Here is a 21,721-nt window from a genome sequence, read left to right on the forward strand (position 1 = left end):
CACACGATTACGCTTTTACAGGGGATTTACCGCGCGACCAGCGTTGCGTACTGTGCGGCTTATGCGGATTCATGACGTTCGAACCCGACGCAGCGCCGACGATTTCCCCCGCGACGAGCACCTGGCATGGAAGATCGCCGAGGTCGCGGCCGACCCGGTCGTCGTGCCCGCGGACACCGAGGCCATGGTGATCAACCGCATCATCGACAACGCGGCGGTCTCGGCAGCCTCGGTGAACCGCCGCCCGACCGCCGCGGCCCGCGCCCAGGCACAGGCCCACCCGACCTCCGCCAGGGGAGCCAAGGTGTTCGGTATCCAGGGTGACTACTCCCCGGAATGGGCGGCCTGGGCCAACGGGGTCGCCGTGCGCGAGTTGGACTTTCACGACACCTTCCTGGCCGCCGAGTACTCCCACCCGGGCGACAACATCCCGGCGCTGGTGGCGGTCGGGCAGCACCTCGGGATCGGCGGAGCCGACCTGATCCGCGGCATCGCAACCGGTTACGAGATCCAAATCAACCTGGCCAAGGGAATCTGCCTGCACGAACACAAGATTGACCACGTCGCTCACCTCGGCCCATCGGTGGCCGCAGGACTGGGCACCATGCTGCGGCTGGACAAGGAGACCATCTACTCCGCGATCGGACAGGCGCTACACCTGACCACGTCCACCCGGCAGTCCCGCAAGGGCCTGATCTCCAGTTGGAAGGCGTACGCACCCGCCTGGGCGGGCAAGGTCGCCATCGAGGCCGTCGACCGCGCCATGCGCGGCGAGGGCGCGCCCGCACCGATCTGGGAGGGCGAGGACGGGGTGATCGCCTGGCTGCTCTCGGGTCCGGAGCACACCTATCGGGTCCCGCTGCCCGAGCCCGGCGAGCCGAAGCGCGCCATTCTGGACAGCTACACCAAGGAGCACTCGGCCGAATACCAGAGTCAGGCGCTGATCGACCTGGCCCGCCGGATGCGCGAGGGCATCGGCGATCTCGACCAGATCGCCACGATCGAGTTGCACACCAGCCATCACACCCACTACGTCATCGGCACCGGATCCGGCGACCCGCAGAAATTCGATCCGGACGCCTCCCGAGAAACGCTGGACCACTCCGTGATGTACATCTTCGCGGTCGCCTTGCAGGACGGAACCTGGCACCACGAAAGGTCTTACACGCCAGAGCGTGCGCACCGTGCCGACACCGTCGAACTGTGGCGCAAGGTCTCGACGGTCGAAGATCCCGAATGGACCCGGCGCTACCACTCCTGTGATCCCGCGGAGCAGGCGTTCGGCGCCCGCGCCGAGGTCACCCTCAAAAGCGGTGAAGTCATCGTCGATGAGATCGCCGTCGCCGACGCGCATCCGTTGGGGACCAGACCGTTCGAGCGTGAGCAGTACATCGGAAAGTTCAGCGAGCTGGCCGACGGGGTGGTCAGCGAAACCGAGCAGCGGCGCTTCCTGTCGGCGGCACAGTCCCTTTCGGACCTGCAGCCGGGTGCGCTGGGCGCGCTCAATATCGACGTCGCCCCGGCGGTGCTCGCCCAGGGGCCCGCGATTCCCTCGGGGATCTTCTGATGGGCGGCCTGATCGGCGCGGCGGTGCCCGCGGCGACCAAGCGGGCTGCGTTCCGCGCGGGGCTGGAAAGTGGCGAGCTGCAACGCTTCCCAGGCGCCTTCTCCCCGCTGGTGGCCAAGCTCGTCGCCGAGCTCGGTTTCGACGGGGTGTATGTCTCCGGGGCGGTGCTGTCGGCCGACCTCGGCCTGCCCGACATCGGCCTGACCACCCTGACCGAAGTCAGCGGGCGCGGAGCGCAGATCGCCTCGGTCACCGACTTGCCCACCCTGATCGACGCCGACACCGGGTTCGGTGAACCGATGAGCGCCGCGCGCACCGTAACGGTCCTGGAGGACGCCGGGCTGGCGGGCTGTCACCTGGAGGACCAGCAGAACCCCAAGCGTTGCGGGCATCTCGACGGTAAGGCCGTGGTGCCGGCCGGCGAGATGGTCAAACGCCTGCGGGCCGCCGTGGCAGCCCGCAGGGATCCGAACTTCATCATCTGCGCCCGCACCGATGCCGCCGGGGTCGAAGGGGTGGCCGCGGCGATCGAGCGCGCCAAGGCCTACGCCGACGCGGGCGCCGACCTGATATTCGCCGAATCCCTGCAAACGCCGGCGCAGTTCGAACTGTTCCGCGCCGCCGTGCACACGCCGTTGCTGGCCAACATGACCGAATTCGGCAAGTCGGAGCTCTTGACCGCCCAGCAGCTGTCCGACATCGGCTACAACGTGGTGATCTACCCGGTCACCACCTTGCGGCTGGCCATGCACGCCGTCGAGCTCGGTCTGCGGGAAATCGCCGACAGCGGAACGCAATCGGGCCTTCTGGACCGCATGCAACATCGCGGCCGACTCTATGAGCTGCTGCGCTACGCCGAATACACCCGATTCGATTCCGACATCTACAACTTCGCGATTTGAAACTTCACCCCTCGAGGAGCCGTGCAATGAGCACCGTCGAAGACAACCAACCCCGCATCTACAAGGGCCTGGCCGGTGTCGTCGTCGACACCACCGCCATCTCCAAGGTGGTGCCGGAGACCAACTCCCTGACCTACCGCGGGTACGCGGTCCAGGACCTGGCGGCGAACTGCAGCTTCGAGCAAGTTGCCTACCTGCTGTGGCACGGCGAACTTCCCGACGAGCAACAGCTTGCACTGTTCAGTCAGCGCGAACGAGCGGCCCGGCGGCTGAACCGATCCCAGCTGTCGCTGTTGACCAAATTGCCCGAGACCTGCCATCCGATGGACGTGGTGCGCACCTTCATCAGCTCGATGGGTGCCGAGGATCCGGACGAGGACGACAGCAGCCCGTCGGCCAACTACGGCAAGGCGTTGCGGATGTTCGCGCTGCTGCCCACGATCGTCGCCGCCGACATGCGCCGCCGGCGCGGCCTGGACCCCATCGCCCCGCACAGCCACATGAACTATGCGCAGAATTTCCTGCACATGTGCTTCGGTGACGTTCCCGAGCAGGTGGTGGTGGACGCCTTCGAGCAGTCGATGGTCCTGTATGCCGAGCACAGCTTCAACGCATCGACCTTCGCCGCCCGGGTGGTCACCTCCACCCAATCCGACATCTACAGCGCGGTCACGGCGGCCATCGGCGCACTGAAGGGCCCGCTGCATGGCGGCGCCAACGAGGCCGTCATGCACGACATGCTCGACATCGGCACCCCCGAGCGGGCCGCGGAATGGCTGCGGGGCAAGCTGGCTGGCAAAGACAAGATCATGGGATTCGGTCACCGGGTGTACAAGAACGGTGACTCGCGGGTGCCGACCATGAAGGAGGCACTCAAGCGCGTCGCCGCGGCGCGCGACGGCCAGAAGTGGCTCGACATCTACGAAGTCCTGGAGAAGGGCATGGCCGAGGCCAACGGCATCAAACCCAACCTGGATTTCCCGACCGGACCTGCCTATTACCTGATGGGCTTCGACATCGGCATGTTCACGCCGATCTTCGTGATGAGCCGGATCACCGGCTGGACGGCACACATCATCGAGCAGACCGCGTCCAACGCGTTGATCCGTCCGCTCAGCGAGTATGTCGGACCACCGCAACGGGCTCTATCGTAAAGACCGTGTTTGCGAAGGTACTGGTCGCCAATCGCGGAGAGATCGCGATCCGCGCGTTCCGCGCGGCCTATGAGCTGGAAATCGGCACGGTCGCGGTGTACCCGTATGAGGACCGCAATTCCGTGCACCGGCTCAAGGCCGACGAGTCCTATCAGATCGGCGAGGAGGGCCACCCGGTCCGCGCCTACCTGTCCGTCGACGACATCGTCGCGACGGCACAGGCGTGCGGGGCGGACGCGATATACCCCGGCTACGGCTTCCTGTCGGAGAACCCCGATCTGGCGGCGGCATGCGCGGCGGCCGGCATCACCTTCGTCGGCCCGAGCGCGGAGGTGCTCGAGCTCACGGGTAACAAGTCCCGGGCGATCGCGGCGGCGCGGGCGGCGGGTCTTCCGGTGCTCGCTTCCTCGCCACCGTCGACATCGGTGGACGAGCTGGTGGCCGCCGCCGAGTCGATGACGTTCCCGCTGTTCGTCAAGGCCGTCGCCGGTGGCGGCGGGCGCGGGATGCGCCGGGTCACCGACGCGGCGTCGCTGCCCGAGGCGATCGAGGCCGCCAGCCGCGAGGCGGAATCCGCGTTCGGGGACGCGTCGGTGTTTCTCGAGCAGGCGGTGATCAATCCGCGCCATATCGAGGTGCAGATCCTGGCCGATAGCCAGGGCAACGTCATTCACCTCTACGAGCGGGACTGCAGTGTGCAGCGCCGCCACCAGAAGGTTGTCGAGATCGCACCGGCGCCCAACCTGGATCCGGCACTGCGCCAACGGATCTGCGCGGACGCGGTGGCTTTCGCGCAGAGCATCGGCTATACGTGCGCCGGCACCGTGGAGTTCCTGCTCGACGAACGCGGCAATCATGTGTTCATCGAGATGAACCCGCGCATCCAGGTGGAGCACACGGTCACCGAGGAGATCACCGACGTCGACCTGGTGTCGGCGCAGCTGCGGATCGCCGGCGGGCAGAGCCTGGAAGACATTGGCTTGAGCCAGAATTCGATCGTTCCGCACGGTGCGGCCCTGCAGTGCCGGATCACCACGGAGGATCCGGCGAACGGGTTCCGGCCGGACACCGGCCGGATCACCGCCTATCGCACCCCGGGTGGCGCGGGAATCCGGCTGGACGGCGGCACCACGCTCGGTGCCGACATCAGCGCGCACTTCGACTCGATGCTGATCAAGCTGACCTGCCGGGGCCGCGACTTCGCCACGGCGGTGCGTCGGGCGCGCCGTGCGGTCGCCGAGTTCCGCATCCGTGGTGTCTCGACGAATATCCCCTTCCTGCAAGCGGTTCTGGACGATCCGGACTTTCAGTCCGGTCGCATCACCACGTCCTTCATCGAGGAGCGCCCGCAGCTGCTCACCGCCCGCAGCTCCGCCGATCGCGGCACCAAGATTCTGAGTTACCTGGCCGACGTCACCGTCAACAAGCCCCACGGCGAGCGTCCGTCCGCGGTGTACCCGCACGACAAGCTGCCCGACGTCGACCTGTCGGTGGATCCGCCGGCGGGTTCCAAGCAGCGGTTGACCGAACTCGGGCCGGAGCGATTCGCCGCGTGGCTGCGGGAGTCACCCGGTGTCGGCGTCACGGATACCACCTTCCGCGACGCCCACCAGTCCCTGCTGGCGACGCGGGTGCGCACCAGTGGGCTGATCAAGGTGGCGCCCCACATCGCCCGGACCACACCGCAGTTGTTGTCGATCGAGTGCTGGGGCGGTGCCACGTACGATGTCGCGCTGCGGTTCCTGAAGGAAGACCCCTGGGAGCGGCTGGCAACGCTGCGCGAGGCGTTGCCGAACATCTGCCTGCAGATGCTGCTACGCGGACGCAACACCGTTGGGTACACCCCTTATCCGGAGACGGTCACGACGGCGTTCGTCGAGGAAGCGACGGCAACGGGCATCGACATCTTCCGGATCTTCGACGCGTTGAACAACGTCGACTCGATGCGGCCGGCCATCGACGCCGTGCGCGAAACCGGGGCATCGGTGGCCGAGGTGGCGATGTCCTATACCGGCGATCTCAGCGATCCCGCCGAAAAGCTTTACACGCTGGACTATTACCTCAAGCTCGCCGAACAGATCGTCGAAGCAGGCGCGCATGTGCTGGCGATCAAGGACATGGCCGGGTTGTTGCGCGCGCCCGCGGCGACCACCCTGGTCTCGGCGCTCAAGTCCCGATTCGACCTGCCGGTGCACGTGCACACCCACGACACCCCGGGTGGGCAGCTGGCGACCTATGTGGCAGCCTGGCACGCCGGGGCCGACGCCGTCGACGGCGCCGCTGCCCCGCTCGCGGGAACCACCAGCCAGCCCGCGCTGTCGTCGATCGTGGCCGCCGCGGCCAACACGGCCTACGACACCGGGCTGTCACTGGCCGCGGTGTGTGACCTGGAGCCGTATTGGGAAGCGCTCCGAAAGGTGTACGCCCCCTTCGAATCCGGCCTCCCCGCCCCGACGGGACGCGTCTATCACCACGAGATCCCCGGTGGTCAATTGTCGAATCTGCGCCAGCAGGCCATCGCCCTGGGGCTCGGTGACCGGTTCGAGGACATCGAAAACGCCTACGCCGGAGCCGATGCCATCCTGGGGCACCTCGTCAAGGTCACCCCGTCCAGCAAGGTGGTCGGTGATCTGGCGCTGGCGCTGGTGGGCGCCGGCGTCAGCGCGCAGGACTTCGCCGAGGACCCCGCCCGCTATGACATCCCGGACTCCGTCATCGGCTTCCTGCGCGGAGAACTCGGTGACCCGCCCGGCGGCTGGCCCGAACCGTTGCGCACCAAGGCATTAGAAGGACGCGGCCCGGCGAAGCCGGAACAGGAGCTGTCGGCCGACGACGAAAGGGCGTTGGCCACCCCGGGCGCCGACCGCCAGGCGGCGCTGAACCGGCTGCTGTTCCCCGGGCCCACCAAAGAACTCGAGGACCATCGCGAACAGTACGGGGACACCTCTCGGCTGAGCGCCAACCAGTTCTTCTACGGATTACGCCACGGCGACGAGCATCGCGTCGAGCTGGAGCGCGGTGTGGAGCTGTTGATCGGCCTAGAGGCCGTCTCGGATGCCGACGAACGTGGCATGCGCACGGTGATGTGCATCCTCAACGGTCAGCTACGCCCGGTCGTGGTGCGCGATCGCAGCATCGCCTCCGACGTGCCGGCGGCCGAAAAGGCCGACCGCGCCAACCCGGACCACATCGCGGCTCCCTTTGCCGGGGTCGTGACGGTGACCACCGACGTCGGCGAGGAAGTCGAAGCCGGCCAGACGATCGCGACGATCGAAGCGATGAAGATGGAAGCCGCCGTCACCACGCCGAAGGCCGGCAAGGTCGCGCGAATCGCGGTCTCGCAAACGGCACAGGTCGAGGGCGGCGACCTTCTGGTGGTGATCGACTAGCGCCGGAGGCTGCTCTTGATCAGGGCAGCGCGCGCCAGGGTCTGTTCGGCCTGCTTCACGTGGGCGGCGTCGACCAGCACGCCGTTCACCCCGACGGCACCGCGGCCCTTGGCCTCGGCCGCCCGGTAGGCGGCGACATTGGCTTCGGCCCGGGCGATTTCGTCGGCGGTCGGGGCGTAGACCTCGTTGGCGACGGGAACCTGGTCGGGATGGATGGCCCACTTGCCGGTGTAGCCGAGCAGCGACGCGCGCCGCGCGTCGCGTTCGTAGCCCGACAGGTCCCGGTAGTCGGGATACGGCGCGTCGATCGCGTCGATGCCGGCGATGCGGGCGGCCACGATCACCTTGTTGCGCGCGTAAGCCCAGAATTCGCCGGGATATTCGCCGAGTGGGACGAAGTTGGTGTCCACCCGGGCGCCCTGCGACAGCGAGAAGTCACCCACGCCGAAGATCAAGGCATCCAGCCGAGGGCTGGCCGCCGCGATCTCTTCGGCGTTGGCCAGGCCTTCGACCTCTTCGATGAGGACCTCGAGCCGAATGCGGTTGCTCAGGCCGAGTTTGGCCTCCAGCTGAGTGAGCAGCACGTCCACCCACCACACGTCGCGGGCCCTGCGGGCTTTCGGAATGATGATCGTGTCCAGGTTCTGGCCGGCCTTGGTCACCACCTCGACGACGTCGTCGTGGCACCACGGGGTGTCCAGCCCGTTGATCCGGATGGCACGGGCGGTGTGGCCCCAGTCGATGTCGTTGAGGGCGGCGATCGCCTTGGCGCGCGACTCCTCCTTGAACGCCGCGGGCACCGCGTCTTCGAGATCGAGGAACACCAGGTCGGCGCCGCACTGGGCGCCCTTCTCGAACATGTTGTCGTTGCTCGCGGGTACCGCGAGTTCGGAACGACGGAGCAGATCGGTCACCAGTGAGGTCCTTCTGTCACAGCACGCCGCGGGCGTGCAGGTCGTCAATGTCGTTGGCGGTCAGCCCGAGTAGTTCGCCATAGACCTCGGCGTTGTGTTCGCCGAGGCGAGGTCCGAGATGCTCGACCGTGCCGGACGCCGAGGAGAACCGCGGAACGGGTGCCTGCACCTTCATGGCTCCCAGCTGGGCGTCCTCGACGGTGATGAACACCTCCCGATGCGCCAGTTGCTCGTCGGCGATTAGATCGCCGATGTCATAGACGGGGGCCGCGGCCACCTCGTGGGCGTCGAAAATGGCCATCGCTTCCGAAAGAGTCTTTGCGGCAACCCAATCGGCCACCACCGCGTCGACCTCCCGGGCCCGGGCCAGCCGTCGCTGCGGGTCGGAGAAGTCCGCGTCGGCCAGCAGGTCGTTGCGGCCGATCGCCCGGAACACCCGCAGGGCCAACGCCGGTGAACTGCCCGACATTGCCAGCCACTTGTCGTCGGCGGTGCGATAGGTGTTGCGCGGCGCGGAGATATCCCATCTGTTGCCCGATCGCTCGGGCACCAGACCCAACTGGTCGTAGCCCAGCAGCGTCTGCTCCAGCAGCCGGGCCAGCGGATCGATGAGGTTGACGTCGATCAACTGCCCAGGCCCGCCGTGCACGTCACGGTGATAGAGCGCCATCAGCACCGCGTAGGCCGCGTTCAGCGAGGCGACACCGTCGGCCAGCATGAACGGCGGCAGGGTGGGAGGCCCGCCGGCCTGGCCGGTGATATGCGCGAATCCGCTCATCGCCTCACCGAGCGTGCCGAACCCCGGGCGCTCACTCTTCGGCCCGCTCAATCCGTAACCGGTGATGTGCAGCATCACGATCCGGTCGTTGACCGCACGCAGGCTCTCATAGTCCAGCCCCCACTTGCGCAATGTCTGGGGGCGGGTGTTGAAGATGGCGACGTCGGCGCGCGCCACCAGACGGCGCACCAACGCCTGGCCCTCGGCGCAGCGCAAGTCCAGCGTGATCGAACGCTTGTTGCGCGAAATCGACTTCCACATCAACCCGACTCCGTCGCGCTGATTGCCCCAGCCGCGGATCGGGTCGCCGTGCCCGGGTTGTTCCACCTTGATCACGTCGGCGCCGAACTCGCCCAGGTAGGTCGCCACCAGGGGTGCGGCGGCCAGGGTGGCGAGGTCGAGTACCCGCAGCCCGTCAAGCATTGGCACCGGCAGCCACCCGCGCGCACGAAGGGCGCTGCAGCCCAAGGTGTTCCCGCAACGTCGACGCCTCGTACTCGGTGCGGAACAGCCCCCGGCGCTGCAGCTCCGGAACCACCATGCGCACAACGTCTTCGAACGCCCCGGGCAGATGCGTTGCGGCCAGCACGAATCCGTCGCAGGCTCCGGTTTGAAACCAGTCCGCCATCTGATCGGCGACCTGGGGGCCGGTGCCCACGAAACGGGGGCCCTGCAGCAGGGTGGCGCGATGGTTGGCGAGGTCGCGCAGCGTGACCGTTTCCCCGCCGATATGGGTGCGCAGGTTCTGCACCAGACCGCGGATTCCGGAGACGGAGGCCAGCAGTTCGTCGGTGACCGGATCGTCGAGATCGTGTTGGGCGAAGTCGTAATTCATCAATTCCGACAAGAGCGTCAGCGATGCCATCGGATGAACCAGATCATCCAGGAACATGGCTTCGCGCTCCTTGGCGTGGGCTTCCGACTCGCCGACCACAGCGTATGCCATGGGGCAGATGCGAACCGCGGCGGGATCGCGGCCGGCGTCGGCGATGCGGTCCTTCTGATCGGTGTAGTGGCTGCGCGCCACGTCGATCCCGGGATCACCGGTGAAGATCAATTCCGCCCACCGCGAGGCGAATTCGCGTCCCCGTCCCGACGAACCGGCCTGGATGATGACCGGGCGGCCCTGCGGGGTTCGCGGCACTGTCAACGGCCCGCGCGTGGAGAAGAATCGGCCGACGTGGCCCAACTCGTGCACCTTGGTGGGATCCGCGTACTGCCCCGACACCCGGTCGTGCAGAACGGCGCCGTCCTCCCAGGTGTCCCACAGCCCGGTTACCACGTCCATGAATTCGTCGGCTCGGTCGTAACGTTCGTCGTGGCCGAGGTGGGCGTCGACGCCGAAGTTCTGTGCCTCGCTGTCGTTGACCGAGGTGACCACGTTCCACGCGGCGCGGCCGCCCGACAGGTGATCCAGCGAGGCGAACGTTCTCGCGACGTGGAACGGCTGGTAGTAGGTCGTCGAGTAGGTGGCGCCCAGCCCGATCCTGGAGGTGGCCTGTGCGAGTACGCCGAGGATCACGCTGAGGTCCAGCTTGACCGGGCGGGCGCCGTACTGGACGGCCTCGCCCACCGAGCCGCCGTAGACGCCGGGCATCGCCAGACGGTCGTCGAAGAACATCAGGTCGAAGCAGCCCTCTTCGAGCTGGCGGCCGATCTTGGCGTAGTAGGAGGCGTCCAGGTATCGGTGCTCGGTTGCGGGATGCCGCCAGGAGCCCGCGTAGACGGAAGTGCTGCCGGCCTGCATGAAGGCGACGAGCGCCATCTTGTCGGTGCGCATTTTTGAAACGTAACATCTGATATTTCAGATATCAAACGCTAGATCTGCCGTTTGGTATTGTGCGCAGGTGGCGAGGATCGATATTTCCGGAACCGTCCGTGAGCGCGCCGCGCGCGAGCTACGCGACCGGATTCTCACCGGCGCACTGCCCGCCGGGGCGCGGGTCGACCTCGATGCGATCACGGAGGAATTCGCGACCAGCCGCACCCCCGTGCGAGAGGCGCTGCTGGAGCTGTCCTTCGAGGGCCTGGTCCAGGTCGCCCCACGCAGCGGCGTGACCGTGCTCGGCATCAGCCCGGACGACGTCCTGGACAGCTTCACCATCCTCGGTGTGCTGACCGGGCAGGCCGCGGCGTGGGCGGCCGCACGGATCGAGCGACCGGAGCTGGAGACACTGCGCGAACTCGCGGCCGACGTCGTCGCTCGATCCGGTGACGACAGCATCGGCGAGGCGAACTGGCATTTCCATCAGATGATCCACCGCGCCGCGCACTCGCCCCGGCTGATGAACCAGATCAAACAGGCCGCCCGGGTGGTGCCGAGCAATTTCCTCACCCTGTTCCCCGAGCACGAGAAGCACTCACTCGACGAGCACCAGGAGCTATTGGACGCGCTCGGCGACAAAGACGCCGAGCGTGCGCGCGCCATTGCCGAACGACATGTCCTGGACGCGGGTCGCTCGCTGGCCGACTGGCTGGAGCAGCGCCGCGACGGTTAACCGCGGGCGCCGGTCAACTGTCAGCCGCCGCCGGCTCCTCCGCCTGCGCCACCCGCGGCACCACCCCCGCCCGCCGGGGGGCTTTCGCCGCTGCCGCCGTAGGGCACTTGCTGCGGAGCGGGCGCAGCTGGGGCCGGCGGAGCCGGACTGGACGATGTCGGCGTCGGCGGCGCCTCGGGAAGAGTTGCCGCTGCACTCGCGCCCGCACCACAACCGACCGCCAGCGCCACCAGGGCGGTACCACCTAGCAGGGTCATCGTCATCATCGCCTCAGATCTCAACGGATCTCCCCTTTTCGTCTGTGAGCATGGCTTCGAGCTCACATACCCGCATTCCGGTTTTGCAATCGCGCGTTGACGATTCGAGGCGGTCAGCTGAGTGCGGGCAAGACCTGGTCGGTGAGCAACTGGACCGACTTCCACGCTTCGTCGACCGGCATGCCGCCGACCAGGGGGTGCATCACGAGGGGCCCATAGTTGTCGGCATCGCGCACCTCCGTGATCAGCTGCTCCGGGGTGAGGAAGCGGTATCGTCCCGACGCCCTGACCTGGTCCAGCGTTTGAACACCGGGCAGGTGCATGAGCGAACGCTGGTCGGTGGACCACCGGCCGTAAGTCACTGCCTCCCAAAGGATATGCTGTCCCAGCTCCGCCCACGCCTGGTCGGGGTCCTCGTGCAGGTAGATCATTCCGCGGTTGACCGGCCCCGGCATGAGGATGAACGGCGACATGCCCGCCTCCGCACACAGCTCGCGGTAATAGTCGGCGATATCGGGCAGGTGGTCCGCCAAACTGAGCGGCAGCCGGAACCGGGCCGCGCGCCGCGCCGTGGCACGTGCGCCACCCCCGACGTACAGCGGGGGATGCGGCCGCGACCAGGTGCCGGTGCAGATTCCGTGTTCCGGATCAGTACCCGACCACACGGCGAGCATTCGTTCCAGCAGGGCATCCATCAGTGCACCGCGCCGGCTGAAATCGGCTCCGAGAGCGTCATATTCGACCGTCCGGTAGCCCAGGCCCACCGTTGTGTGCAGACGTCCGCGGCTCATGTTGTCCACGAGGGCGATGTCCTCGGCAAGTCGCACCGGATTCCACAATGGCCCCAACGCGCAATCGACGCTCGCGATCAGCTTCGAGGTCCGGGCCAAAAACATCGCCGCGGCCATGATCGGATTGCAGCTCCACCCGTGTCCGGTCGCGTGATGCTCGTCGACGCTGACGGACGTGATGCCGTGGGACTCTCCCCACTGTCCCAGCTCGAGCGCCGCGGATAAGAGCTTGCCCTGCGTGCGTGGATCGCCTTGCGGGGAGGCGAAATTGAAGCGCAGCACCGTCAACAGCATCTGCCCGCCTTGCTACGCTTCCGGGCCGGCCGCCGCCTGCAGGAAACCCGGAAAGTCCGGGAACAGCGCGCGGTCGACGATCTCGATTCGGGTTCCCGCGTCGTCGACGTAGTAGGCGAAGAGCGCCAGATCGCCGTTCGAAGACGGGTCCGCGGTGTCGGCGGTGGCTTCGAAGCTGAAGCCGTTGTCTTCCAGCATCTTTGCACTCTCGGCCAGGTTGTCGGTCCAGTAGCCGAGGTGGTGGATCGCGTTGCCGGGTGCCGCCGTCCAGGCCGTCCCGGGTACCTCCTTGATCAGTTCGACGTGCGGCGCCTGCAGCGAATAGACGAAAGTCGAAGTGATCTCTTGGGTTCCGCCGGCAGTGCGAAAGGGCAAGGTGTAGCTCACCGGGGTGATCCACCGGTAACCGGCCAGCGCGCTCAGCCTTGCCATCGCCGCGTCGAGGTCGGGCACGATGATGCCGGTGTGGTAGAAGTCCTCGGGCCGTAACGCGAATGCCGTCATGTGTTCCTCGCTATCTGGTTGCGCAGCCAGGCACTCTCCCAGAAGTTCGTGCTGCTGGCGAGAAGTTTTTCATGGGCGTCGCGCAACACGGCGCGAGCCCCCGGATGATCCCCCGGAACAAGCTCGGCCAAGTGGATGGCCTGCAGCGCACGATCGGCTGCCAAATGAGCCCGGGCACGCTCGAGTAGCGCATCGGCGCCGGCCAGTTCGACCACGTCGGCGGCGACGGAATCGAACCCGACGGGGTAAAGCTCGGTGGTCGATTCGTGGTGGAACCAGCCGGAGTAGTTCTCCCAGACTGCCCGCACGTCCCAGGCGACTTTGCCGTAGCCCTGTCCCACTTCGTATTCCGCGGGAAGCGTGATTTCGCGCATCAACGTGCGAACATCCTTGCCGGCGTTCATCCCGTCAACGGTTTGGTCGTGGATGTACTGGATGGCGTTTCGCAGCCTCGTGAGCTCTCGGTCGATGCGCTCGGCGCCCTGGACGGGCTCGAAGTGCCCGGTCACCAGCAGGTCGGCCTGCAGGTCCCGCACCCTGTCCACCGACGCGATCGCCGTCAACGCGTCCCGATACCGATCGCCGCGCATGGTGACCAGGTTGGGAATGTGCCCGATCAGCGGACCAAAGGTGTTTCCACACAGGCAGATCCGCTCGTTGGGCAGCCATACCACGAGGGAGTCGGTGGTCTCTCCACCGGGCACCGAAATCAGTTCCATTCGCCGGCCGCCGATTTCCAGGCGCAGGGTGTCTTCGAAATCGATGTCGACCACCGGCACGCTCTGGCCCGCCAGCCGCGACGTCCCCAGGCGCCGTTGGATGGCCTGAATGCCGGTGGCCAACGTGTCTTTGAATGCGAAAGCGCTGCGGCTGGCCCGATACGGGATCAGCCGGTCGTTGTCGTCGCGCCAGCTCTTCCAGTTCGCCTGCGCGACAACGATCGTGTCGGGATCACGCACGCTGTCCAGGCCGCCGACGTGATCGACGTGGCCCTGCGTGAAGATGATGTAGCGCACCGGCGACGGGTCGACGGCGTCGAAGTTGGCGCGATGCACCGGCCCCTCGAAGCCCATCCCGGTGTTGATGACCACCCGACCCTCGGTCGTGGTGAGCAGATACGAGTTGGACAGGCCCGGCGAACACCACAGGCCCGGGGCGATCTCCTCGGCCCTCTCGGCGGACGCCGGGCGCATCGAGTCGGCGCCCGGCCGGCTCCGATAGACCGGTTCGGACATCGCTGGTGACTCCTTTTATTCGGGACGGACGTCGAACTTATCGAGGTAGAAGCCGAAACGGCTGCGCAGTTCGTCGGCGGAGGTGCCGAAGTGCCGCTGCAGTTCATAGTGGATGCGGCCGTGTTTTCCCCGTGGATTACCGTCCAGGTAGCGCTGGAACCGTTCGCGTACCTTGGGCGGCAGCTCCACGCCGGCACGCTGGTACAGCTTTTCGAGCACCGGCGTCTCGTTGCCGCCCAGCTGGTGGAAGTTGATGTCGATGCTGCGTTCGGGCGCCACCAGATGGCGGTCGCGCACGCATGCGCTGAGGAGTCGATACACGCGGTCGGTCCAATAGTCCAGCAGCCACTGCGGGTCAATGCTGCTGCGGCGCAACCGATCCGAGTACGCCATCATGGTGATCGCCGACTGGATCACCGCGGCGGGGTCGCGGTGCGTGAAGGCTACCGTCGCGTCGGGAAACGTCGCCATCAACGGGCCGAGCTGCTCGCAGTGCTGGGGACTCTTGAGCACCCATGTCCGTGGACCGCGCAGGAAGGTCAGCGCCTGCAGCACCTTCTTCATGTACGCGTAGTGCCGAGTTTGGTCGAGGCCCAAGTAATAGTCGCGCCAATCGGGCACGCGCGCATGCCATTCGAGCACGTACGAGGCCATGTCGAGGTCGAGAAGCTCCACTTCCTCCTCGATCGCCTCGGGAAAACGGTCATGCATCGCGGCCACCACGGGTGCACTCGCCATCAGCGCATCATGTTCCGCTTTCGCGCGGGCATAGCGGGGATCGACGCCGAAGATGTCGGGGCCCTGCCCCAGCGCGGGAATGGGATCCTGGCTCTCCCAATACGGCAGCGCGCGCCGGCGCGGGTCGGAGGCAATGAGATTCACCAGATGTGTGGTGCCCGAACGCGGCATCCCGACGACGATGAACGGTTTTTCGATCGGGATAGATTCTATTTCGGGATAGCGCCGGATGAGTTCGGTGAGCGATAGCCGGTTGCGGAGCAGGCGCACGACACGTTGGCGCAGCGATCCGCGGGTGAGCTGGCGCAGCGCGTCGTCGGCTTCGATGGCCCCGACGTGCGCCCGCAGCCGGTCGGCGAAGCCGTCGGTGTCGTCGAGGTCGGCGGTTCCGGCCGGCAGGCCGGTCTGCTCGATGGCCTCGGCGAGCATCCGATCGATGTCCAGATCGACGGGCTTGGCTTCGGTGAATTCCAGGATCTGGCGCTGCACGTCGGTCAGTCGGGGCGCCGTCAGGTCGTCGAAGTCGATGTCGTCAACCGCGGAACCCACCGCAACCCCTCTCCGACGCATCAGGTGAGAAAGACGACACAGACGCTAGCCGCGGCGCAGATCCGTCGTGCATCCACCTCGCCGCGCCCGGCCGGCGCTAGAGGTTGGCCAGATCGTCGGGGACGTCGACCTTGTGTTCTTGCAGCGCCTCCAGGGGCACCACCTCGAGGGTGCTCTCGTGCGTCGCGGCCAACACCACCGGGGCGGCACAACCGTCGTGGTGGGCGTGCAGCCAGTTCAGCGCGGTCACGCACCAACGGTCGCCGGGCAGCAGACCGGGGAACCTGTACTCGGGCACCGGCGTCAACAGGTCATTGCCGATCGAGCGCTGGTGCTCGAGGAATTCGGCGGTCATCACCGCACAGATCGTGTGCCGCCCGAGATCCTGTGGACCGGTCGAGCAACAGCCGTCGCGATAGAAACCGGTCAGCGGGTCCGTGCCGCACGGTTCCAGCGGGCCGCCAAGCACGTTTCGATCTGGCACCCGTTCAGTATTGCGCTCTCGAGGGTGAAGTTTGAAGAAAATCTGCCGACTGCTTCGTCGGGTTTTCGCGTGACGGACCCATCGGGTGCCCGTGTGGACGCCCGGGCATCGGGCGTGTTAACTCGAATCGATGTCGACGCCGCCCAACCAACCCGGAAATCCGCCCGGTGAGCCACCCTGGGGATGGCAGCCTCCGCAGGGATATCCGCTCCCGCAGCCCTACCCCGGCTTCCCGGGGTATCCCGGCTATCCCGGATACGGCGACCCCCAGGCGCCGTACGGCCGCGATCCGGTGACCGGGCAGGCGCTGTCCGACAAGTTTGCGACCACCGCCGGCTTACTTCAGCTGTTCTTCGGCGTGTTCGGTATCGGCCGCTTCTATATCGACTCGACGCAGATCGCGGTCGCGCAGCTGTGCCTGGGGCTGTTCGGGGTTCTCTTCAGCCTCTTTTGTTTTCTCGGATTTCCGGTCCTGCTCGGCGTCACCGTCTGGGCCATCGTCGACGCGATCATGATCTTCACGGGCAGCGTCAAAGACAAGTACGGTCGCAAGCTGCGTTAGGCGCCTGAGTTGGACAACGTTTTCAACTGTCCGCCAACACTTTTGGCTTGCGTTGGGCCCAGATTTTAACCTGGACGACTTCGCCACGATCCAGGGCGCGCCGGTGGTAGTGGTCACGGATTGGTCACGATCGCGGGCGAACTTGGCCGTGCGACGGTGCCGACAACGAACCTGTCGCGACGCGCTGAGCAAATCCCGAGGAAATCGTCCCGAAAACTTATCGTCACATCGTGGAACGACGTACGGCCCTGAAACTCCCTCTGTTACTGGCGGCGGGCGCCGCCGTTGCTCGGGCACCTCGGGCCTCCGCGGAGGAAGCGGGCCGGTGGTCACCCGAGCGCGCGAGCCGTTGGTATCAAGCGCAGGGCTGGCTCGTCGGAGCGAACTACATTCCGGCGAACGCCATCAACCAGCTCGAGATGTTCCAGCCCGATACCTTCGATCCGCGGCGCATCGACACCGAACTCGGCTGGGCCCAGTTCTACGGCCACAACACCGCGCGGGTGTTCCTTCATGATCAGCTGTGGGCCGCCGACCAGCGTGGCTTCCAAACGCGCCTAGGGCAATTCGTCGACATCGCCGCGCGCCACCGCATCAAACCGCTGTTCGTGTTCTTCGATTCCTGTTGGGATCCGCATCCACGCGCGGGGCGCCAGCGCGCGCCCAGGCCCGGCGTGCACAACTCGGGGTGGGCGCAGAGCCCGGGCGCCGAACGACTCGGCGACCCTCGCTACGTCCCGGTCATGCGCGACTACGTCACCGCGGTGATGACCCAATTCCGCAACGACAACCGGGTTTTGGGCTGGGACCTGTGGAACGAGCCCGACAATCCCGCGCGCCATGTACTCGGTGCACAGAATCGGCCGGCCCAGCGGGGTGAGTTCGTTGATCCGATTTTCGAACCCCGAAGGCCCGGCGTAGGAGTGGAAGGTGATCACGTCGGCGTTGGCAAGCGGTGTGTGGCAGGGGGATTGGGGGCAAGCTCAGGGGCGTAGCGCGATCAGCGACATCCAGCTTGCCAACGCCGACGTGATCACCTTCCACTCCTACGCCGGGCCTTCGGGGTTCGAAAATCGGATCAACGAACTCACCCCGCTGGGCCGGCCGATTCTGTGCACCGAGTACATGGCGCGCCCCCAGGGCAGCACCGTCGAATCGATCCTGCCGGTTGCCAAGCGCCACAACGTCGGCGCCATCAACTGGGGCCTGGTGGCCGGCAAAACGCAGACCTACTTCCCCTGGGACTCATGGGATCACCCGTACACCTCGGTCCCCAAGGTGTGGTTCCACGACCTGATCCGGCCCGAGGGACGCCCGTTTCAAGACATCGAAGCGCTGACGGTGCGAAAGCTGGCCGGTAGCCAGACCTGATCAGGGTTGCGGCCGGGGTAACCCTTCGCTGAAGTCGATCAACGCCCGCCCGCCACAGTCCGTCCGGTAGTAGGGTTATACCTGCTCAGAAGGGGGCGGCGATGGTCGTCGGTGTTGGTCGGCTACTGGCGGCGTCATGACGTGGGAAAATTTCACCGAAGCAGAACTGATCGCGGCGGGCGGCGGCGATCCATGGGCGATCAATCAGAGCCTGCAGGCCGGCAGCCCGTTTCAGATCGACCGTTTGGCGGAGGCCTTTCACGGTGCCGGTCGGCACACCGCCGAAGCCGACCACGCCTTCGAAGACGCGCGGAAACGCTTTGCCGCCGCTTGGAACCACCAGGACGGTGGTCACCCGATCAATGACTCCGACGAAGTCCAACGAGTCACCAAATCCCTTGGTGCACAGTCTGAGCGACTACCGAAGATCGGCGCCGATCTGGAATCCATCGCCGCCGCGTTGGCCGATGCGCAAAAGCAAGGGGCTCAAGAGATCGCCCTGCTGGACAGCGAGCTGCGGGGACTCGACAGACTCATCCACGCGATAAATCATGACCTGACATTCGAACTCTCCGCGTCGGAACGCGACAAATTAGAGAAGCTGAGGGACGCTGCGCACGCCCAGGCCGCGGACGACGTCCGCGAAGCCGTCAAGCAGATGAATTCAATTCGCAACGCCTACTCGGACACCTTACGGAAATCGATGAGCGCTCTGCATGCCGACGGTTACGACATCCCGAAAGCCGTAGACGGTTGGATCGAAAGCCCACTGAAACCCGGTGAGGTAAGAGATCTCGGTCCGATCGCCGGCACCGGCGGCATTCCCGGCATCCCAGGAATTGGGGCGGCCGACTTGGGGGAAGTCGTCGAGGTACCCGGGCAGCCCGGGAAGTACCTCGCTATCTTTGGTGATTCGTTCTCCGGCAATAAGGTCGGTGAGGGCGAGCACTATCGATCTGTCGCCGTTCCAGTGACCTTCGATGCCGATGGACGCCCGCATTTCGGGGCGCCATTGACGGGAGCAGAAGGTAGCGGTCGCGAGCTATTTCCCATCCCAACGGAAGCGAAGGGGGTTACCGACACCCTGCCAGCTGGGACGATCACGCTCGGCGACAAAACCTACATGATGGTGACGGGCACTCAGGGTGACTTGAAACCCGTGGCTTCGTGGCTGGTCGAGGTTAATGGTGACCCCGGTAAGGGGTGGGCCATGGTGCCGGGGTCGTTTCGGGGCGCGGGCGAAGCGCCCACACAGGTCAGCGGCTATAAGGGTACTGACGGCAAGGTCTACATCGCCGCCGATTCCTTCGACCGCAGCCGAGGCATCACCATGTACCGCGCGGATCCCGGCAACGTGTTCGATCGTTCAACCTGGCAGCCGTGGAACGGGAACGACTGGGGAAAGCCCGGACAGCAGGCCGTACAGGTAACCCCGAACCGTTACGGGGAGCTGAGCTTTCGAGAAATCGGCGGGAAGCCCGTCTTATCTGGCTTTAACGTAGACGCGCATAAGGGAAGTATTGAAGTGCGGGTAGGAGCCAACCCGACCGAAATGTTTAGTGCGAACGTGCCCACAACCCTCGTTGCGCAGAATGGCGACCCAGGAGGCCCGAAGTTCATCCCACAACCGTACGGTGGATATATCCTGCCCGGATCAACGCTCGACGATTTGAAATTATTTGGAAGTCAATGGAATACGCTTAAGGATGCGAGCGGCGTGCCGTTCGGTACTCCGTATAACACCCGAGAGTTTCAACTTAGCCCCTATCACTGACCCGCCTGAACCGATTGGATGCATATGGCCATCAACAAACTGGTCGGCGTCACGACACTCGCCGGAGCTACGTTGTTAGTTGCCTGCACGGCGCACGCCGACCCACCTCGATTTCCCGATCTGAGCGCAGACGCACCAGTGAACGTCCGCGACTACACGATCGACGTTTCCAACCCTGGCCGGCCGCCCCTGCCCACGGTGTATTTCCTCACTCCCGATGGGGTCGTCTGCAACTACATGCCCGACCAAGCACAGTGCACTGGCAACAACCTGCCCGGGATCCCTCCCGCGCCTTCAAATCCCGACGCGGGAATCACCGGAGTCAATTGGATCGGAACCACCACTGGGCTGAAGCAGACGAATGAGGGTGAACCATCACGCGTGATCGACGGACAGCCAGTCAAAACGCTGCCTCCGGGCCATTCCATCACGGTGAACGGCATCATCTGCGGGGTCGACAACTCAGGCACGACCGCGTGCAAGGACCCGCAAGGCCGTGGCTTCGTGCTGTCGCCGAAGGGATCTGGGTGGCTGCCCCACGTGTGAGTACCGCTCGAGCGTGGCGGCAACACAGTCGCCGGGCATAGCGACAGAAGTTACGACTCGAAAAAAGCTTGGTACAAGGTTTTACGACGCCGCGAAATCCCCGACGGCGGTCATCTTGTTGCCGTCCCAGGCGGTGGCGAAGCCGCCCGCGTTATACGCGCAGTTCAAAATGATGTCTCGGTGCGGTGGACTCTGCATCCACATGTCGAGCGCTTCCTTCGGGGTCGCGGCGGATCCGGTGCCCCAGAAGACGATTTCACCCGAGTACCTGCTCCGATAACCCGCAGCGGTGATGCGCGCCTGCGGTGATGAGCCGTCCGACCCGATGTGGCCGCTGACCCCGTTGCGCAACATGTCATCGGCATGGCGCTGGGCGGCTTCGGTCAAGCGCGGGTCGTCGCTGATCGGCCCGCATCCCGGGCGAAGCTGGTTGATACCGCTGTACAGCGCGGTCCCCGAATCGTCGGCGTGCGCCACGAATCCGGACAGGGCGCCGGGAGCCGTGATGAAGGCAGTACAGATCGCGAAGACGGCGATGATCTCGACCTTGCTGGCCATGATGCCTCTTGTCGCGCGCTCGCTTTGCTGTTTTCGGTATCTAAATGTTACCCATTTTCAACCAAGAACGATCACGAATCGCAAATCGATTCGCGGCGCTCAGTGACCGGCGTTGCGGGCCAGATCGATTGCGTATTGATTCACGAAGTTGCCGGCCGGCGGATCACCCTTGCCGCATGTTCCGTCCGATTCGCCGGGGCGCTTGATCCACAGGTAGGCGTCGGCGTGTGCGCCCGCGGTGCTGGCGGTCGGCGGAGTGCCCAGTGCTCGGCCGCTGGGGTTGCACCAGTTGAGGTCGGAGTCCGGGGCCGGTCCCGCACCGTTGCGCGACGTGTCGATCACGTAGTGCGAGCCATTCGTGAGGCCCGAAATGGCCTCGCCATAACCGATTTCGTCCTCGGTGGTGAAGAAGTTCGCGGTGTTGATGCTGAAACCCCGCGCGTGGCCGACGCCGGCCTGATTGAGCCGGGCGGCCATGTCGTCGGCGCTGTGCCAACGCAAGTGACCCGCGTCGACGTACACGGCCGCGTTCGGATCGCGGGTGAAAGTGTCGACGGCGTAGCGGATCAGGTCGAAGCGTTCCTGGCGCGCATCACCGGACAGGCAGTCGGCCATGGCCAGCGCATCGGGTTCGACGACGATCGCCACTCGCGAAGCCCCCACACCGGATGCGATGCCGTCGATCCACGAGCGGTAGGCGTCGGCCGAGCCCATGCCGCCGGCGGCGAAACTGCCACAGTCGCGGTGCGGGATGCCATAAATCGCCAGCACCGGGATGGCGCCGGCGGCATTGGCGTCGCCGACATACTTCCCGACCGTGCCTGCCGACCCGCCCGGGACGATCCAGTACGCCTGC

The 21,721-nt window shown here is 65.8% G+C and carries 18 protein-coding genes and 1 pseudogene; 9 read left to right on the top strand and 10 right to left on the bottom strand.

The window, feature by feature from the left end; translation table 11 throughout:
* Positions 1 to 61: 61 nt before the first annotated feature.
* The 4 genes from prpD to A5646_RS04705 are packed head-to-tail and all read left to right on the top strand — an operon-like array spanning position 62 to position 7,012.
* Positions 62 to 1,567: a 2-methylcitrate dehydratase PrpD gene (gene prpD, locus A5646_RS04690; RefSeq protein ID WP_067020200.1), complete on the top strand. Its 1,506-nt coding sequence runs from the start codon at positions 62 to 64 to the stop codon at positions 1,565 to 1,567.
* Entirely contained in the window at positions 1,567 to 2,469 is a 903-nt protein-coding gene (gene prpB / locus A5646_RS04695) for a methylisocitrate lyase (RefSeq protein ID WP_067020203.1), read from the top strand. Before prpD ends, prpB begins: the two co-directional genes overlap by 1 nt.
* 26 nt (positions 2,470 to 2,495) lie before the next feature.
* A complete protein-coding gene (locus A5646_RS04700) occupies positions 2,496 to 3,623 on the top strand; it encodes a bifunctional 2-methylcitrate synthase/citrate synthase (protein WP_067020206.1) in 1,128 nt (375 codons plus the stop codon).
* A gap of 5 nt (positions 3,624 to 3,628) precedes the next feature.
* On the top strand, positions 3,629 to 7,012 hold the full coding sequence (locus A5646_RS04705; protein ID WP_067020209.1) for a pyruvate carboxylase: 3,384 nt from the start codon (positions 3,629 to 3,631) through the stop codon (positions 7,010 to 7,012).
* On the opposite strand, the gene A5646_RS04710 is transcribed toward A5646_RS04705, so the two are convergent.
* The 3 genes from A5646_RS04710 to A5646_RS04720 are packed head-to-tail and all read right to left on the bottom strand — an operon-like array spanning position 7,009 to position 10,484.
* Positions 7,009 to 7,926 carry a CoA ester lyase gene (locus A5646_RS04710; RefSeq protein WP_066868804.1) on the bottom strand — a complete coding sequence of 306 codons (918 nt, stop codon included), beginning with the start codon at positions 7,924 to 7,926 and terminating at the stop codon, positions 7,009 to 7,011. The two genes, A5646_RS04705 and A5646_RS04710, sit on opposite strands and share 4 nt — an antisense overlap.
* 16 nt (positions 7,927 to 7,942) lie before the next feature.
* On the bottom strand, positions 7,943 to 9,127 hold the full coding sequence (locus A5646_RS04715) for a CaiB/BaiF CoA-transferase family protein (RefSeq protein ID WP_067020212.1): 1,185 nt from the start codon (positions 9,125 to 9,127) through the stop codon (positions 7,943 to 7,945).
* On the bottom strand, positions 9,120 to 10,484 hold the full coding sequence (locus A5646_RS04720; RefSeq protein ID WP_067020215.1) for an LLM class flavin-dependent oxidoreductase: 1,365 nt from the start codon (positions 10,482 to 10,484) through the stop codon (positions 9,120 to 9,122). Before A5646_RS04720 ends, A5646_RS04715 begins: the two co-directional genes overlap by 8 nt.
* A 67-nt stretch (positions 10,485 to 10,551) precedes the next feature.
* Here A5646_RS04720 and A5646_RS04725 point away from each other — a divergent pair, with 67 nt between their 5' ends.
* Positions 10,552 to 11,202 carry a GntR family transcriptional regulator gene (locus tag A5646_RS04725; protein WP_066868796.1) on the top strand — a complete coding sequence of 217 codons (651 nt, stop codon included), beginning with the start codon at positions 10,552 to 10,554 and terminating at the stop codon, positions 11,200 to 11,202.
* A 370-nt stretch (positions 11,203 to 11,572) separates the two neighbouring features.
* Here the strand turns inward: A5646_RS04725 and A5646_RS04730 are convergent, their stop codons facing one another.
* The 5 genes from A5646_RS04730 to A5646_RS04750 form a co-directional block, all read right to left on the bottom strand.
* Positions 11,573 to 12,544 carry an LLM class flavin-dependent oxidoreductase gene (locus tag A5646_RS04730; protein ID WP_067020218.1) on the bottom strand — a complete coding sequence of 324 codons (972 nt, stop codon included), beginning with the start codon at positions 12,542 to 12,544 and terminating at the stop codon, positions 11,573 to 11,575.
* A 12-nt stretch (positions 12,545 to 12,556) separates the two neighbouring features.
* Complete coding sequence (locus tag A5646_RS04735) at positions 12,557 to 13,048, bottom strand: VOC family protein (RefSeq protein WP_066882479.1); 492 nt, start codon at positions 13,046 to 13,048, stop codon at positions 12,557 to 12,559.
* Positions 13,045 to 14,283 carry an MBL fold metallo-hydrolase gene (locus tag A5646_RS04740; protein ID WP_067020221.1) on the bottom strand — a complete coding sequence of 413 codons (1,239 nt, stop codon included), beginning with the start codon at positions 14,281 to 14,283 and terminating at the stop codon, positions 13,045 to 13,047. Before A5646_RS04740 ends, A5646_RS04735 begins: the two co-directional genes overlap by 4 nt.
* A 15-nt stretch (positions 14,284 to 14,298) precedes the next feature.
* A complete protein-coding gene (locus A5646_RS04745) occupies positions 14,299 to 15,570 on the bottom strand; it encodes a sulfotransferase (RefSeq protein ID WP_067020224.1) in 1,272 nt (423 codons plus the stop codon).
* Positions 15,571 to 15,667: 97 nt separating this feature from the next.
* The gene (locus tag A5646_RS04750) at positions 15,668 to 16,054 is read right to left on the bottom strand and encodes a DUF2237 family protein (protein ID WP_067020227.1); all 387 of its coding nucleotides are present in this window, start codon (positions 16,052 to 16,054) and stop codon (positions 15,668 to 15,670) included.
* Between the two features lie 130 nt (positions 16,055 to 16,184).
* Here A5646_RS04750 and A5646_RS04755 point away from each other — a divergent pair, with 130 nt between their 5' ends.
* The 4 genes and pseudogenes from A5646_RS04755 to A5646_RS04770 all read left to right on the top strand — a co-directional run bounded on the left by A5646_RS04755 (position 16,185) and on the right by A5646_RS04770 (position 20,307).
* Positions 16,185 to 16,616, top strand: a complete 432-nt coding sequence (locus tag A5646_RS04755) for a TM2 domain-containing protein (RefSeq protein WP_067020230.1) — start codon at positions 16,185 to 16,187, stop codon at positions 16,614 to 16,616.
* A 230-nt stretch (positions 16,617 to 16,846) separates the two neighbouring features.
* Positions 16,847 to 17,987: pseudogene (locus A5646_RS04760) on the top strand (1,4-beta-xylanase).
* A gap of 136 nt (positions 17,988 to 18,123) precedes the next feature.
* Positions 18,124 to 19,761: a DUF4185 domain-containing protein gene (locus tag A5646_RS04765; protein ID WP_067020233.1), complete on the top strand. Its 1,638-nt coding sequence runs from the start codon at positions 18,124 to 18,126 to the stop codon at positions 19,759 to 19,761.
* Between the two features lie 24 nt (positions 19,762 to 19,785).
* Positions 19,786 to 20,307, top strand: coding sequence for a hypothetical protein (locus A5646_RS04770; RefSeq protein ID WP_156749067.1), 522 nt, complete (start codon positions 19,786 to 19,788; stop codon positions 20,305 to 20,307).
* An 81-nt stretch (positions 20,308 to 20,388) separates the two neighbouring features.
* On the opposite strand, the gene A5646_RS04775 is transcribed toward A5646_RS04770, so the two are convergent.
* Both A5646_RS04775 and A5646_RS04780 read right to left on the bottom strand, forming a co-directional pair.
* Complete coding sequence (locus A5646_RS04775) at positions 20,389 to 20,865, bottom strand: CAP domain-containing protein (protein WP_197505121.1); 477 nt, start codon at positions 20,863 to 20,865, stop codon at positions 20,389 to 20,391.
* A gap of 99 nt (positions 20,866 to 20,964) precedes the next feature.
* On the bottom strand, positions 20,965 to 21,721 hold a 757-nt coding region (locus A5646_RS04780; RefSeq protein ID WP_067020235.1), incomplete at its 5' end, for a glycoside hydrolase family 6 protein.

The organism is Mycobacterium sp. 1245499.0 (genome assembly GCF_001673615.1).
Lineage (GTDB): Bacteria > Actinomycetota > Actinomycetes > Mycobacteriales > Mycobacteriaceae > Mycobacterium > Mycobacterium europaeum_A.

Bases quoted from the DNA above. Each gene is read 5' to 3' on its own strand.
- prpD (WP_067020200.1), top strand. From the start codon at position 62: ATGCGGATTCATGACGTTCGAACCCGACGCAGCGCCGACGATTTCCCC.
- prpB (WP_067020203.1), top strand. From the start codon at position 1,567: ATGGGCGGCCTGATCGGCGCGGCGGTGCCCGCGGCGACCAAGCGGGCT.
- A5646_RS04700 (WP_067020206.1), top strand. From the start codon at position 2,496: ATGAGCACCGTCGAAGACAACCAACCCCGCATCTACAAGGGCCTGGCC.
- A5646_RS04715 (WP_067020212.1), bottom strand. From the start codon at position 9,127: ATGCTTGACGGGCTGCGGGTACTCGACCTCGCCACCCTGGCCGCCGCA.
- A5646_RS04720 (WP_067020215.1), bottom strand. From the start codon at position 10,484: ATGCGCACCGACAAGATGGCGCTCGTCGCCTTCATGCAGGCCGGCAGC.
- A5646_RS04730 (WP_067020218.1), bottom strand. From the start codon at position 12,544: ATGCTGTTGACGGTGCTGCGCTTCAATTTCGCCTCCCCGCAAGGCGAT.
- A5646_RS04735 (WP_066882479.1), bottom strand. From the start codon at position 13,048: ATGACGGCATTCGCGTTACGGCCCGAGGACTTCTACCACACCGGCATC.
- A5646_RS04740 (WP_067020221.1), bottom strand. From the start codon at position 14,283: ATGTCCGAACCGGTCTATCGGAGCCGGCCGGGCGCCGACTCGATGCGC.
- A5646_RS04755 (WP_067020230.1), top strand. From the start codon at position 16,185: ATGTCGACGCCGCCCAACCAACCCGGAAATCCGCCCGGTGAGCCACCC.
- A5646_RS04765 (WP_067020233.1), top strand. From the start codon at position 18,124: ATGACGTGGGAAAATTTCACCGAAGCAGAACTGATCGCGGCGGGCGGC.
- A5646_RS04770 (WP_156749067.1), top strand. From the start codon at position 19,786: ATGGCCATCAACAAACTGGTCGGCGTCACGACACTCGCCGGAGCTACG.
- A5646_RS04775 (WP_197505121.1), bottom strand. From the start codon at position 20,865: ATGGCCAGCAAGGTCGAGATCATCGCCGTCTTCGCGATCTGTACTGCC.